Source organism: Xanthomonas sp. WHRI 6108 (assembly GCF_040202385.2).
GTDB classification, from domain to species: domain Bacteria; phylum Pseudomonadota; class Gammaproteobacteria; order Xanthomonadales; family Xanthomonadaceae; genus Xanthomonas; species Xanthomonas arboricola.
In genome coordinates this window covers 710,180-724,578 of sequence record NZ_CP168198.1, presented here as the reverse complement: position 1 = coordinate 724,578, position 14,399 = coordinate 710,180, and the positions used below count along the sequence as shown (strand labels likewise).

The window sequence follows — 14,399 nt, the reverse complement described above, 5'->3', positions numbered from 1 at the left end:
TGCGTCATGCGCACCGACCATCTCAACTGGTCCTTGTCCGCCCACCGTCGCGGGACCTTACGCGGCATGGATGCCGCGTAAGAGCCTACACGGACGTACTTGCGGCGTGTCCTGCGATGGTGGGCGGGCAAGGGCCTTGCAGCCACGCTGCAGATCCGTCGCTTACAACTGAGCTATCCGTATTACCCACGTCGATCGAAGCGCACTGCCTAGAGCAACCAAGACTTAGACTCGTGGCGGCGTTGAGGCATGATGCCTAATTCAAACGCTCAGTGGGTGTTGGATAGGCCGTACCCTCATCCGCCCTGCGGGCACCTTCTCCCGGAGGGAGAAGGGAGTGGTCTGGTTGATGCGGTTTTATGGGCAAGTCGTAGCCTTGTTCCGCCTGCGGGCGCCTTTTCCCGGCGGGAGAAAGGCATGTTGCTGCATGCGCTGCGTCAGCGCGCGGCGTCGCGGCAGGCGCTGTCGTTGCCGTGGCGGGTGCGTTTGACGGCGTACATCGCTTCGTCTGCCGCGTGCATCAGGCTGGCAGCGTCGGCCTGCTGGCCGTGTTGCCAGGCGACGCCGATGCTGGACCGTATCGGCAGATGTTGCTCACCGAACATGGCACCCGCCGCCGATGCGGCGCGGATCCGGTCTGCCACGGCGGCGCATTCGGTCTGCGGATCCTGCAGGTTGTCCAGCAGCACCACGAATTCATCGCCGGCCAGGCGTGCTACCAGATAGCGGCCTTCGGCCGCCTGCTGCAGGCAGCGGCCGAAGGCGACCAGCACTGCGTCGCCGGCGCGGTGGCCGTGGACATCGTTGATGCGTTTGAAGCCGTCCAGATCCAGGAACATCACCGCGACCGCGCACTGCCGCTGTTGCGCCTGGGTCACCGCAACCTGCAGCGCCTCGGACCAGGCGTGGCGATTGGGCAGGCCGGTCAGGGCGTCGCGGGTCGCACGCTCGTGCATCAGCCGATGCAGGGTCTTGTGCGCGGTGACATCCTGCGCCATCAGGAAGAATCCCTGCGCCTGCGCCGCTGCGCCCTGCATTTCCGGCACCAGGGTGATTTCCACATCGCGCGGTGTCGCGCCACCACGCAGAACGTGTTCGAAGTGGGCCCGTTGCCCGGCGCTCACCTGCGCCAGCGCAGCGCGCGCCTCCGCACCGAGCTCCTCGCCCAGTACCTGGGTGATCGCGCAGCCGACCAGACTGGCCGGCTCCACGCCGAGCCAGTCGCGATGCGCCTGGTTGGCGAACAGGCAGCGCTGCGCGGCATCGTAATGTCCCACCAGGGTGGGGGTGGCATCGCTGATCGCACGCAGCCGCGCTTCGCTTTCGGCCAGACGCTCGGCGGCGACATGGCGTTCGGTGACGTCCTGGATCTGCGAGACGAAATGCACCGGCGCGCCGCTGCTGTCGCGCACCAGCGACACCGACAGCTGCGCCCAGATCACCGCGCCCTGCTGGCTGATGTAGCGCTTGGCCAGGCTGTAATTGTCGCGCTTGCCGTCGATCAGTTCCTGCACCAGGCGCAGGTCCATGTCCAGATCGTCGGGGTGAGTGATGGTCTGGAAGGTGGTGCGCAACAGCTGCTCGCGCGGATATCCCAGGATGCTGCACAGCGACGGGTTGACGTCGCGCCAGTCGCCATCCAGCGAGACGATCGCCATGCCCTGCGGGGCGGTTTCGAACGCACCGCGGAAGTGCTCGGCCGCCAGCTGCGCGGCGGCCTGCGCCTGCAGCTCGGCGGTGACGTCGATGGCCATTGCCAGATAGCCGGACAGTCCCTGCTGCGCGTCGTGGATGATGTTGAAGCACAGCCGGACGCGCCGCAGTCCGCCGTCCTTGCGCACCAGGGTCCAGATTTCTTCTTCGAGCAAGTCGCCTGCAGCGGCGGCGGCCAGCTTGATGTACGACGGCGGCGACAACGCCAGCGTGGCCATGTGCCGCTCCAGCTCGGCCGGCAGGTGGAACTGCGCCGGGCAGCGGCCCAACACCTCGTCGGCCGCGTAGCCCAACAGGCGCTCGGCGCCGGGGTTGAACAATTCGATGCGCCCGTTCGGATCGAACGCGATGATCGCCACATCCTGCGAGGCGTCCACCAGCGACTGCAGGCGTGCGCGCTCGCCCGCCAGCGCAGCCGAGGCATCGCGCAACTGGGTGATGTCGTGCATCACGCAGACCGCACCCAATGCCGCGCCCTGGTCGCTGACCACCGGGTCGGCATTGCACAGCACGCTGCGTGCCGGCTGGCCGGTGGCGCGGATCACCATCTCGGCATTGCGCACGTGCTCGCCGGCCCAGGCGCGCACCAGCGGGATGGCGTCGGTGGGCAGCAGCGCACTGCCGTCGGCGTTATAGAGATCGAAGTGCTGGGCCCATTGCGTCGGCGGCAACAGGCGCGGATCGGTGCCGTGCCATTGCCGTGCGGCGTGGTTGAACTCATGCAGCAGCCCGTCGCTGTCGCAGGACACCACGCCGTCGGGCATGGCTTCCAGCAAACGGCTCAGGGTCTGCCGCTGCGCCTGCGCAGCCAACCGGTCGCGACGCGCCTCCAGTTGACCGACGGCCTGCCGCGCCAGGCGGATCAGGCCTTGCTTCTGGTTTTCGTCGAGCAGCCGCGATTGGGTGCTGAGCGTGCACAAGGTGCCGTAGGCATAGCCCTCACGGCCGACCAGCGGCACGCCCGCATACGAGCGCACCCCTGGCGCGGCAGTGACCAGCGGGTTGCGCGCGAAGCGCGGATCGGCCGCCGCATCGGGCACTTCCAGCAGCTCGGTCCCCATCACCGTGTAGGAACAGAACGACATCGCGCGCGGGGTACCTTCCAGATCGGTGCCACAACGCGCCTTGAACCACTGGCGGTCGGCGTCCAGCAGCGACACCAGCGCCATCGGGGCGCCGGTGATGTGGGCCGCCAGCCAGGCGATATCGTCGAATTCGGCCTCCGGCTCGGTATCCAGCACCCCCAACCGACGCACCGCCTCCACGCGCAGGGCGTCGTCGGCGGGAATGGGTACGGGCGGCAACAGGACGGTCATGGCGTGATCGGCGGGCAACGTCTGGGCAAGGTAGGTCGCCCCAGGTAACGGCGAGGCGATGATCAACTTGAGCGCGTGCGCCGGGCCTGCTGGCGGGCCGGTGGTTGCCGCACCCCCACCCGCGCCGGCCCGGGCGTCCCGTCGCACGCCGCCCCGCCGGTGGCCGCACCTGCCCCCCTGCCGGACAGCATTTGCGACACCGCCGGGCAGCCACTACCCTCGGCCGATTGTCCTGCTCTGGAGTGTCACATGCTGCGTCCGCTGTCCCTGTTGATCGCCGGTGTGCTCGGCGTCGCTGCCGGTACCGTTGCTCCCGCCGTCGCTGCCGCCCCGGCCAGCCTGTCCAAGCCCGCGGCCAGCAGTGCCATTCCCGAGATCGGCTACACCCGCTTCACCCTGCCCAACGGCCTGACCGTGGTGGTGCACGAGGACCACAAGGCGCCGGTGGTGGCGGTAAGCATCTGGTACCACATCGGCTCCGGCGACGAGCCGGCCGGCAAGACCGGCTTTGCGCACCTGTTCGAGCACCTGATGTTCTCCGGCTCGGAGAACAACAAGGGCAGCTTCTTCGCGCCGCTGGAAAAGGTCGGCACCACCGACATGAACGGCACCACCTGGTTCGACCGCACCAATTATTTCGAGACCGTGCCGACCACTGCGCTGGACACCGCGCTGTGGCTGGAATCGGACCGCATGGGTCACCTGCTCGGCGCGATCGGCCAGGAAGAACTCGACACCCAGCGCGGCGTGGTACAGAACGAGAAGCGCCAGGGCGAGAACCGCCCCTACGGCCGCGTGGACCAGAACATCCTGTCCAACCTGTTCCCGGCCAACCACCCGTACCAGCACGACACCATCGGCTCGATGGAAGATCTGGACGCGGCCTCGCTGGCCGACGTCAAACAGTGGTTCAACGACAACTACGGCGCCGCCAACACCACCCTGGTGCTGGCCGGCGACATCACCTTGGCGCAGGCGCGTGCCAAGGCGCTGCAGTATTTCGGCGACATCCCGTCTGGCAAGCCGGTGGCGCGCCAGCAGCCGTGGGTGACCCCGCTGGCCGCGCAGAAGCGTGGCGTGCAGCACGACCACGTCTCGCAGCCGCGCATCTACCGCACCTGGGCCGCGCCGCAGCTGGGCAGCGATGCGGCGATCCAGCTGGACCTGGCCACCACCGTGCTCGGCGGCGGCAAGACCTCGCGGCTGTATCAGCGCCTGGTCTACCAGGACAATCTGGTCGATGACGTGTCGGCGGCGATCCAGCCGTTCGCGCTGTCCAGCCAGGTGCAGATCCAGGCCGACGTGAAGGACGGCGTCGACCCGGCCAAGGTCGAGGGGATCATCGACGAGGAGCTCAAGAAGTTCATCGCCCAGGGCCCGACCGCCGACGAACTGCAGCGCGCGCAGGTGGCCTACCGCGCCGGCTTCGTGCGCGGGCTGGAAAAGGTCGGCGGCTTCGGTGGCAAGGCGGTGATCCTGGCCGAGGGCCAGGTCTACCGCGGCGACCCGGGCGCCTACAAGCAGGATCTGCAGCGCGGCCAGGCCGCCACCGTGGACAGCGTCAAGCAGACCGCCGCCACCTGGTTCGGCAAGGGCGACTATCTGCTCACCGTGCTGCCGGCCGGCAAGGATTTCGACCCCGCCGCCGAAGACAAGGCAGTGGTCGCGCGTGGCGAAGAACCCGGCAAGCCGGCGCCCAGGCTGCCGGCCGCCGGCAAGTACAAAACCACCGCCTCCACGCTGGACCGCAGCAAGGGCGTGCCGCAGACCAGCCAGTTCCCCGACCTGAGCTTCCCGCAGCTGCAGCGCGGCAAGTTGAAGAACGGCGTCGAGGTGATCCTGGCCGAGCGCCACACCATCCCGGTCACCCAGGTGGAGCTTTTGTTTGATGCCGGGTATGCGGCCGACCAGGGCAACAAGCTCGGTACCGCCAGCTTCAGCGCGGCGCTGATGAACGAGAGCACCGACGCGCTGGATTCGGTGGAAGTGGCGCAGCGTCGCCAGCGCCTGGGCGCCATCACGGCGGTCGGCTGCGATCTGGACAGCTGCAGCGCCTCGCTGGATGCGCTCAACGACCAGTTGCAGCCGTCGCTGCAGCTGTTCTCCGACATCGTGCGCAACCCGGCCTTCAAGGCTGCCGACATCGAGCGCATCCGTGGCCAGTGGCTGGCCGGCATTGCGCAGGAGAAGACCCAGCCCAACAGCCTGGCGCTGCGTGCGCTGCCGCCCTTGCTGTTCGGCCAGAACCACCCCTACGGCATCCCGCTCACCGGCAGCGGCACCGAGGCGGCGATCAAGAGCCTCAACGCCCAGGACCTGCAGGCCTTCCACCGCCAGTGGCTGCGTCCGGACAACCTGCGCATCCTGGTGGCCGGCGATACCACGCTGGCGCAGATCATCCCGCAGCTGGATGCCGCCTTCGGTGACTGGAAGGCGCCTGCCACGCCGTTGCCGAAGAAGAACCTGGTCCAGGTCGCCGCGCAGCCCAAGCCGCGCGTGTACCTGATCAACCGCCCGGATGCGCCGCAGTCGGTGATTCTGGCCGGCCTGCTCGCACCGTCCACCAAGGCGCCGGACAACCTGGCGATCGGCGTGGCCAACGGCGCCTTCGGCGGCACCTTCACCTCGCGCCTGAACATGAACCTGCGCGAGAACAAGCGCTGGGCCTACGGCGCCGGTACCCGCATGCTGGATGCGCAGGGCCAGCGGCCGTACATGTTCTCCGCGCCGGTACAGACCGACAAGACCGCCGAGTCGGCCAACGAGATCCTCAAGGAAGCCACCGCGATCATCGGCGACAAGCCGCTGACCACCGACGAGATCGAGAAGATCAAGAACCAGCGCATCCGCGCCCTGCCCGGCAGCTTCGAAACCACTGGCGCGGTGCTGGGTGCGATCGAAGGCATCGTGCAGTTCGACCGCCCCGACGATTATGTGCAGACGCTCAAGCCGCGACTGGAAGCGATCGACCAGCCGGCCGCGCAGAAGGCCATCAAGGAAATCATCGCGCCCAATGCGATGACCTGGGTGATCGTGGGCGACCTGAAGAAGATCGAAGCCCCGGTGCGTGCGCTCAAGCTCGGTGAGGTGCAGGTGCTGGACGTGGACGGCAAGCCGGTCAAGCGCTGAGGCTGGTCAGTCGCACACCGACGGCGCGGCTTTCGAGCCACGCCGGTTCCAGATCCGCGTACGCAACGGTGCGTGCGCGGATGAGTCGCCGGTGCCTGCGTGCACTGCGCGGGCATCGCACGCGGGTTGGCAGACTGGCATTAGCGCTTCAGCCCGCCGCGTCCATGTCCTTCGCATGCGCAGTGCGGCGAAGATGCGAATTTGGAGACGCTGTGCAGGCCACGCCGGGAACGCGGCCGATATCCACGCGGCGTTATCGATGGTGCCGGTATCGTGGCCTCTTTCTCGCTCGCGCTTGTCCGACTTACCCGATGAAGCAAATGCCCCCGGCTGACGAAGCCTCCCGCCAACAGGTCCTGGACGGCTATCGCATCGTCGACAGCCTGCCCGAGGACACTTACCAGGACGTCGTGCAGGTGGCGGCCTCGCTGTGCGACACGCCGATCGCACTGATGTCGCTGGTCGATCGCGACCGCCAATGGTTCAAGGCCCAGCTCGGTCTGGGCATGCAGCAGACCGATCGCAGCCAGGCCGTGTGCGATCACGCCATCCGCAGCCCCGAGCAATTGATGGAAGTACGCGACCTTAGCCAGGACAGCCGCTTTGCCGATGTCTCGGTCGTCACCGGCGAGACCGGCGCGCGCTTCTATGCCGGCATGCCGCTGGTCACCTCCGACGGCGTGGCGTTGGGCACCGTCTGTGTGCTCGACACCGAGCCGCGCACGCTCACCGACACTCAACGCACCGGGCTGCAGGCATTGGCGCGCGTCACCATGCGCCTGCTGGACGAGCGCAAGCGCGAGCTGCAGCTCGAGCGCGAGGCGATCCTGCAGCCGGTGGCACCGGCAGCCGCCGATGCCGGTTATTACCTGGTGATTCTGGAAGTGCAGGAACTGGCCGCGCTGGCTGAAAAACAGAGCGAGCGGCTCCTGGGTCGCGCCTTGCAACAGCTCGACCAAGCCCTGGCCGCGCAGGCGCAAGCCAACGGTGACAGCGTGGACCGCGTGACCGACAGCGCCGAGTTCATCGCCGTACTGCGCGATCCCAATGCCGAGCAGAAGCTGCAGCGCCTGCGCGACATCGCCCAGCAGCAGCACGCGCACGGGCTGACGGTGCTGATCGGCCAGGCACAGGCAACCCGTGGCGACGAGCCGATCGGACAAGTGTTCCTGCGCGCGGAAGTCGCGCTGAGTGTCGAGAAAGACCGTTACCGCCAGAGTCGGGCGCAGGACGGCCTCAGCGCCTGATGTAGCGCGGGGCGACAGTCCGGCTGCCGGCTGATCCGCCGTGTCATAGACGTGCCCTCACAACTCCCGCTGCGCGCCTTCAGCCGCGCTTGCGTCGCGGGCGCTCCAAGGCATGCGCGCGCTTGCCGCGAAAGCCGTACCTTCTCGCCCAGGCGGGAGGGGGTTTTAGTCCCGATATCGGACGAAGCTGCCTTACTTCTTCAATTCCTGTCGGGACGCTTCCCTTCTCCCACCGGGAGAAGGGAAGCGCAGCGCCGCTCGTCCACTTCCACTTCGCGCGGCTACCAGGTGATTGAGCGGTGTGGGTGAGTCGGGTGCAGAGCTGCGGATCTGCGGTTTGGCTGCAGGGCCCTTGCCCGCCCACCATCGCAGGACACGCCGCAAGTACGTCCATGTAGGCTCTTACGCGGCATCCATGCCGCGTAAGGTCCCGCGACGGTGGGCAGGCAAGGGCCTGTCGGGATGGTCGGTGTGCACGGCAAGAGCAGTGCTTGCTATGCGTTATTCGGATTGTCGTGCGGCCGAAAATCTTCCATCGCAATCCGAGCAACAATCAGGTTTTCACTTGGCCGCCGACCAACTTTCTAATGCGGTGTCCTTGCCGGTTGCGGGACCCTGGGCGGCATGGATGCAGCCAAGGAGCCTCCATGGACGGACTCACGGCGTGTCCGCGAGCGGTGAGGGCACTGCGCACTCGACTCAGTCGCGGTCACACGTCAACGCTGCGAGTGTGATCGATACGTTGCCGCCATCGGTACAGCCTTAGAGAGGTTTTGCCCGCCACTGCTGGTCAGCTGCACCCAACCGCAGCCACTGCCCCACTCACCCGATCGCACACTGCTTCAACTGGCGGTCCGCGTACCACAGCGCGCGACGGGCCAGATCGTAGGCGCTGTCGGCCTGGCGCGGCAGCATCTGTGCGGCCATCACCGGGTCGGCGCCGTTGTTCAAGGCGTGCTCGGCACGCTCCAGATCACCCAGGTGCGTGCGCACCGGCGACAACAGGGATTTGCGTTTGGACGCATCGCAACGCGCGCTGCGCTGCTCCAGCGCGGCCAGCGCCTCGCGGATGCGGCGGCTGGCTTCGCCCTTGAGATCGGGCGGTGTCTCGTGCGCGATCGGCGCGGCCTTATAGGCATCGCCGGTCGCCTCGCTGCCCATCTCGGCCTGATTGCCCGCCAGCGCGGGGTTGAAGCGCACATCCGGCGGTGGTCGCGCCTTGGCCACCTGCGTCTGCGGCCCGTTGAGCATGTCGTTGAACTTCTTCATGCCGCGATTCATTTCCTGCATCGCCACATCGCCCAGCGTGCCGTCGCTCTTCCAGTCCTTGGCAAAGCGCGTGTCCTGGTATTGCACCGGATTGACCCGTTCCATCACGTTGCGCGCCTTGGCCTGCGCGCGTTCGTCGGCCATGCCCGGTGGCACCGCGGCGCCGGCCTGCGCCATCGGGTCGACCTGCGCATCGCGCGGCATGCGCAAGCGGCCTTCGCGGGTGTAGAGCTGGGCCGCCATCGATTCGCCAGCGGGCGCGTTGGCGGCGGCCACCTGCCGCTGCGGCGGTGGGGTACGTGTCGGCGGTGGCGCACTGCGCGCGGATGAGGTCGCGGCAGGAGCCGCGCGCGGTGTGGAGTCGCGTTGCTGCGGCGGTGTCGCCGGCGCCGGCAGCGTCAACTGCGGACGCGGCACGAAATACACCTGCAAACTGTCGTCGTGTCGCGCGGTGTCGCGTGGCGGCGGCATATACAGCAACAGACAGGCAAGAAAGAACAGGATGGCGCCCGTGCATGCGACAGCGGCGACATGCGGGACAAGCGTTTCCTTCCTGCGGGTAATCACAATGCGGGAGACCGATGAGATGAGAGATGCGCACGCCGCACCGTGAACCCGGTGCAGGACGCGCAAATCTAGCGGGCGTGGCGTTTGCGCGCGTTTGAAATTCGTTGTTTGGGCCGCAGGCGCCAGCCGCCATTCACATTAGCGAGCGTGGCGGCCGACGCCCGCTGCTTGCCGACAGGCATTGCCCGGCCCCGGCGGCATGGATCCTGCATGCTGTGGCGGCGGTCGTTCGCCCTACATCCGGTCGATGCCGACTGGCCAGGGTGCGGGCCGCACATGCTCAGTCATCCTCCGGACGGTACAGCCGCTGGCAGACCTCGCAGAAAAACGCCCGCCGCCCGGCCTTGCCCAGGTGCTTTCGATACTGCAGCGGCGCGCCGTCGCGCGGGCAGCTGGTTTTGGTATGCACCTGATAATGCTTCTTCAGCACGAAGGCCTTTTTCCAGGTGTAGAAGTCGAAGCTATAGTCGCGCGCCTGGGTGACCAGCTCGCCGAGCTTGCGCGCCGACAATGCGCCCACCGTGCTTTCCGGGTGCACACGGATGCGATGCAGCACTTCGTTCTTGATGATGTTGCCGACGCCGGCAAAGATGGTCTGATCCAGCAACGCATCGGCGGCCAACATGCCGGGTGCGGCGCGTAACTTGCGCCGTGCCTGCGCGCCATCCCAGAGCGGGTTCATGACATCCGCCGTCCAGTCGTAGACCTCGTCCAGCGGGCGCTCGATGAACTGCACCGAGCAGGCGTAGAAATTCAACCGCTGGCCCTTGGAAAACTCCAGGCGCAGACGCGGCACCGCATTCGGCTTGTCCTCGTCGATGCGATAACTGCCGAACAGCAGAAAGTGGATGCGCACGCTGAACTGCGCGCACTCGATCAGGAAGTGCTTGCCCCAGCTGCGTAACGCCAGCACCTTTTGCTGCTCCAGCCGCGCGATGTCCTGCTTGCCGTTGCCGGACACGCGCAGGATCTTGCGGCCGACAAACGCTTCGGTCTGTTCGCGCAGGATGACAAGGGAAGGACCTTCTGGCATGCGCCCAGTATCGAAGTCGTCGGTGAGTCGGCCGTGAGCGCAGTGCACACGCAACGCTGACATGCGCGCATGCATAGAGTGCTGCCCACCCGTCTTGCGTATACCTCATGCAGGCTCGTTCATCCATCGCCCTGCCGCGCGTGCGCTGTGGCTGCGCAGGCTGGTCGATTCCGGCCGCCGACCGCGCCGCATTCGGCGATGGTGCCAGCGTCCTGCAGCGCTATGCCACACGTTTTGATGCAGTGGAGATCAACTCCTCGTTCCATCGTCCGCACCGTGCCAGTACCTACGCACGCTGGGCCGACAGCGTACCGGAGGATTTCCGCTTTTCGGTCAAGCTGCCGCGCAGCATCAGCCACGATGCACGCCTGCAAGGTACCGGTGCATTGCTGGATGCCTTCCTGGCCCAGGCCGGTGCGCTGGGCACGCGACTGGGCTGCCTGCTGCTGCAACTGCCGCCCAGCGCTGTGTTCGATGCGCCGGTGGCGGCCAGGTTCTTCGCCATGCTGCGGCGGCGCTGGGACGGCGGCGTGGTCTGCGAACCGCGCCATGCCAGCTGGTTTCTCCCGCAGGCACAGGCGCTGCTGGCACGCCACCGCATCGCACGCTGCGCCGCCGATCCGGCGCCGGTGCCGGACGCCGCCACACCGGGTGCGACAGCCGGCCCGCAGTACTGGCGCTGGCATGGCGCACCGCGCATCTACTACAGCAGCTACGACGACAGTGCGCTGCAGACACTGGCCGACGCGGTGCGCAACGCAGCGCAGGACGCGACGCATCCGCAGGCAGAACGCTGGGTGATCTTCGACAACACCGCCGCCGGGCTGGCGGTGCCCAACGCGCTGCAGCTGCAGCGTTTGTTGCAGACCGGTCGGCCGCGCCAAGGCTGACGCATAAGGACAGCAAGCCGCCTGGCTTTGTTCGGCGTGCCACCGGTGCGTCCACGCCGCTGCAATCGGTCAGGCGAGCAAGGCCGAGCTGCCGCCGGCCAGTCCCCACGCGCGCCGGCTGCCGTGCACTGGCAGTGCCGCCCGCCGTTCGCCACGTGCCGCCCGCCGCGCTGTGGCGCGCATCTTGCAGCGATGTCGGCAATCCGACGCGGTCCGCACGTGGCTCAAGCTGCCTCGATCCGGGCCGATAGGCCTGAATCGGCAACGCAACCCGCGCAACCACCTGCAGCCCCGCGCCGGATCACCTTGCTGAATCCAGTCGTCTCCGTGCGAAGCCTGTCGGCCTGCCGACACCGTCGTCCGGCCCCGCCCGCCACTTCGGTCGTTTACCATGCCGCACGTCACTGCCCGTTCTGGAGATGCCATGAGTTCTGCCGCGCCCCCGTGCTGCACGTCGCTGCTTGGCCTGTCGCTGAGCATGTTCGTGGCGCCCTGCACGCTGACCGCCGCGCCCATGGACACTTCGGTCGTCAACGCACCGGCGGCCACACCGCCCACGCCCGACCTGGCCTACCCGGAACTGTTCCGGGCGGTGCAGAGCGGCGAGCTGTTCGACGACCAGAAGCACTTCGTCGACTTTCTGCCGCTGCGCGACCCGGCCCTGATCAACGCCGACTATCTGGCGCAGCACGATCACCCCGGCTTTGACCTGCGCAAGTTCGTGGACGCCAATTTCGAAGAGTCGCCGCCGGTGCAGACCGACGCGATCCGCCAGGACACCGCGCTGCGCGAACACATCGACGAGCTGTGGCCCAAGCTGGTGCGCAGCCAGACCCACGTGCCGCCCTACAGCAGCCTGCTGGCGCTGCCGCATCCGTACGTGGTGCCGGGCGGACGCTTCCGCGAGGTGTATTACTGGGATTCCTACTTCACCATGCTGGGCCTGGTGAAGAGCGGCGAGACCACGCTCAGCCGCCAGATGCTGGACAACTTCGCCTACCTGATCGACACCTACGGGCATATCCCCAACGGCAATCGCAGCTACTACCTGAGCCGCTCGCAGCCGCCGTTCTTCTCCTACATGGTGGAACTGCAGGCCGGCGTGGAAGGCGAAGCGGTCTACCAGCGCTACCTGCCGCAGCTGCGGAAGGAATACGCCTACTGGATGCAGGGCAGCGAGGACCTGCAGCCCGGCCAGGCCGCGCGCCATGTGGTGCGTCTGGCCGACGGCAGCCTGCTCAACCGCTACTGGGACGAGCGCGACACCCCGCGCCCGGAAGCCTGGCTGCACGACACCCGCACCGCCGCCGAGGCCGGCGACCGCCCGGCCGCCGAGGTCTACCGCGACCTGCGCGCCGGCGCCGAGAGCGGCTGGGACTACACCAGCCGCTGGCTGGCCGATGGGCAGAACCTGCGCACCATCCGCACCACCGCCATCGTGCCGATCGACCTGAACAGCCTGCTGTATCACCTGGAGCGCACCCTGGCCCAGGCCTGTGCGAAGCCGGGTGCCGAGTGCACGCAGGACTATGCGGCGCTGGCACTGCGCCGCAAGCAGGCCATCGATGCGCACCTGTGGAACGCGGCCGGTTACTACGCCGACTACGACTGGCAGACCCGCAAGCTCAGCGACCAGGTCACTGCCGCGGCGCTGTATCCGCTGTTCACCGGCCTGGCGACCGACGCGCACGCCAAACGCACCGCCAGCACCGTGCGTGCGCGCCTGCTGCGCCCCGGTGGCCTGGCCACCACCGCAGTGAAGACCGGCCAGCAGTGGGACGAGCCCAATGGCTGGGCGCCACTGCAATGGGTGGCGGTGGACGGCCTGCGCCGTTACGGCGAAGACGCGCTGGCGCGCACCATCGGCGAGCGCTTCCTCACCCAGGTGCAGGCGCTGTTCGCGCGCGAGCACAAGCTGGTCGAAAAATACGGACTGGAAGCCGATGCGGCCGGCGGTGGCGGTGGCGAATACGCGCTGCAGGACGGCTTCGGCTGGACCAACGGCGTCACCTTGATGCTGTTGAACCTGTACCCGGACACCGCGAGCAAGCCGGCGCCGGTCAAACGCGTGCGCAAGCCCGAAGCGGCCACGCGATGAGCGTGCGCCAGCGCTGCCGGGCATGCCCGGCGGCGCTGGCGGCCTTGCGGTTCTGGCAGTCGGCAACGCCGGCGGATCGCTGCATCAGGCATCGCCTGATCGCTGCGCCAGTGCAGCGCGCAGCAGCGTGTTCGATTGGTTGCTGCTACTGCACCACCGGCCATGCACTGCCGTCGTAACCCAGCCGGTTGATGCCCAGGCGCGCGTCGCCGCGGTCGTCGTAGTAGTGGTAGACCAGGATGTCGCCATCGCCATCGCGGAACACCGATTGCCCGCCTGGCCCATGCATGCTGCCCAACCCGGACTGGATCACCGTGCCGCCGCCGTTGCGCATGTCCACCCCGGCGCGATCCAGGTACGGCCCGGTCACCGAGCGCGCACGCCCCACCGCAATCTTGTAGGTGCTGCTGGCGCCCTTGCAGCACGCATCGAACGACACGAACAGGTAGTACCAGCCATTGGCCTGCTGGATGAAAGGCGCCTCCACCGCGCCCGGGGACGGCCGGCTCGCCAGGCTGTAGCGCGTCGTGTTGCCGGACAGCTGCTTGCCGGTGCCGGGGTCGAGCTGGATCAGCTTGATCCCCGACCAGAACGAGCCGAACGCCAACCACCACTTGCCATTGCCGTCCACCACCAGATTGCCGTCGATGGCGTTGTAGTCGTCGCTGCTCTTGGAGGTGTAGACGATGCCTTGATCCTTCCACGAGCCAGGCTTGCCGGTGCTGCTGCTGGCAAGCGCAATCGCCGAGGTATTGGTGGCGAACTTGGAGGCGGTGTAATACATCAGATACTTGCCGCCATGGAAGGACACATCCGGCGCCCATAGCTGGTTGTCCGGGTTGTAGCTGCGCACCCAGCTCGGCATGCTGCTGAAGATCGCGCCCGCATTGCTGAACTTGGTGCGGTCGGTACTGGTGACCACGCCGGTGGTGGCATAGATGTAGTAACGCCCATCGCTCAGCTTGAGCATCGACGGGTCGTGCACGATGGTGTCGCCGCTCACCACACCCGGCCCCACTGCCGCTTGCGCGGGCGCGCCATGCAAGCCAGTGGCAGCAGCAGCCAGGGCCAACAGCGACGCAATCGCGCGACTACGCAGAGACATTCCAGACCAGCCACCTTCCACTCGACTGCCAC

Annotated in this window: 8 protein-coding genes; 4 read left to right on the top strand and 4 right to left on the bottom strand. The window is 67.4% G+C overall.

Annotated elements, in window-relative coordinates:
• Positions 1 to 437 precede the first annotated feature (437 nt).
• Entirely contained in the window at positions 438 to 3,176 is a 2,739-nt protein-coding gene (locus ABQ039_RS03100) for a PAS domain S-box protein (RefSeq protein ID WP_374057841.1), read from the bottom strand.
• 102 nt (positions 3,177 to 3,278) lie between these two features.
• On the opposite strand from ABQ039_RS03100, the gene ABQ039_RS03095 reads away from it, so the two are divergent.
• Together ABQ039_RS03095 and ABQ039_RS03090 are read left to right on the top strand one after the other, a co-directional pair.
• Positions 3,279 to 6,158, top strand: coding sequence for a pitrilysin family protein (locus ABQ039_RS03095; RefSeq protein WP_349778143.1), 2,880 nt, complete (start codon positions 3,279 to 3,281; stop codon positions 6,156 to 6,158).
• A gap of 311 nt (positions 6,159 to 6,469) precedes the next feature.
• Positions 6,470 to 7,405 carry a GAF domain-containing protein gene (locus tag ABQ039_RS03090; protein WP_349778142.1) on the top strand — a complete coding sequence of 312 codons (936 nt, stop codon included), beginning with the start codon at positions 6,470 to 6,472 and terminating at the stop codon, positions 7,403 to 7,405.
• Between the two features lie 822 nt (positions 7,406 to 8,227).
• Here ABQ039_RS03090 and ABQ039_RS03085 read toward each other — a convergent pair.
• A complete protein-coding gene (locus ABQ039_RS03085; RefSeq protein WP_164738870.1) occupies positions 8,228 to 9,241 on the bottom strand; it encodes a hypothetical protein in 1,014 nt (337 codons plus the stop codon).
• 280 nt (positions 9,242 to 9,521) lie between these two features.
• Positions 9,522 to 10,274, bottom strand: a complete 753-nt coding sequence (locus tag ABQ039_RS03080) for a DNA-formamidopyrimidine glycosylase family protein (protein WP_184515984.1) — start codon at positions 10,272 to 10,274, stop codon at positions 9,522 to 9,524.
• Between the two features lie 107 nt (positions 10,275 to 10,381).
• On the opposite strand from ABQ039_RS03080, the gene ABQ039_RS03075 reads away from it, so the two are divergent.
• Both ABQ039_RS03075 and treA read left to right on the top strand, forming a co-directional pair.
• A complete protein-coding gene (locus ABQ039_RS03075) occupies positions 10,382 to 11,164 on the top strand; it encodes a DUF72 domain-containing protein (RefSeq protein ID WP_024937802.1) in 783 nt (260 codons plus the stop codon).
• Between the two features lie 424 nt (positions 11,165 to 11,588).
• Positions 11,589 to 13,262 carry an alpha,alpha-trehalase TreA gene (treA, locus tag ABQ039_RS03070; protein ID WP_349778141.1) on the top strand — a complete coding sequence of 558 codons (1,674 nt, stop codon included), beginning with the start codon at positions 11,589 to 11,591 and terminating at the stop codon, positions 13,260 to 13,262.
• 145 nt (positions 13,263 to 13,407) lie between these two features.
• Here treA and ABQ039_RS03065 read toward each other — a convergent pair whose 3' ends face one another.
• Positions 13,408 to 14,367: an arabinan endo-1,5-alpha-L-arabinosidase gene (locus ABQ039_RS03065; RefSeq protein WP_184515978.1), complete on the bottom strand. Its 960-nt coding sequence runs from the start codon at positions 14,365 to 14,367 to the stop codon at positions 13,408 to 13,410.
• Between the last annotated feature and the right edge of the window lie 32 nt (positions 14,368 to 14,399).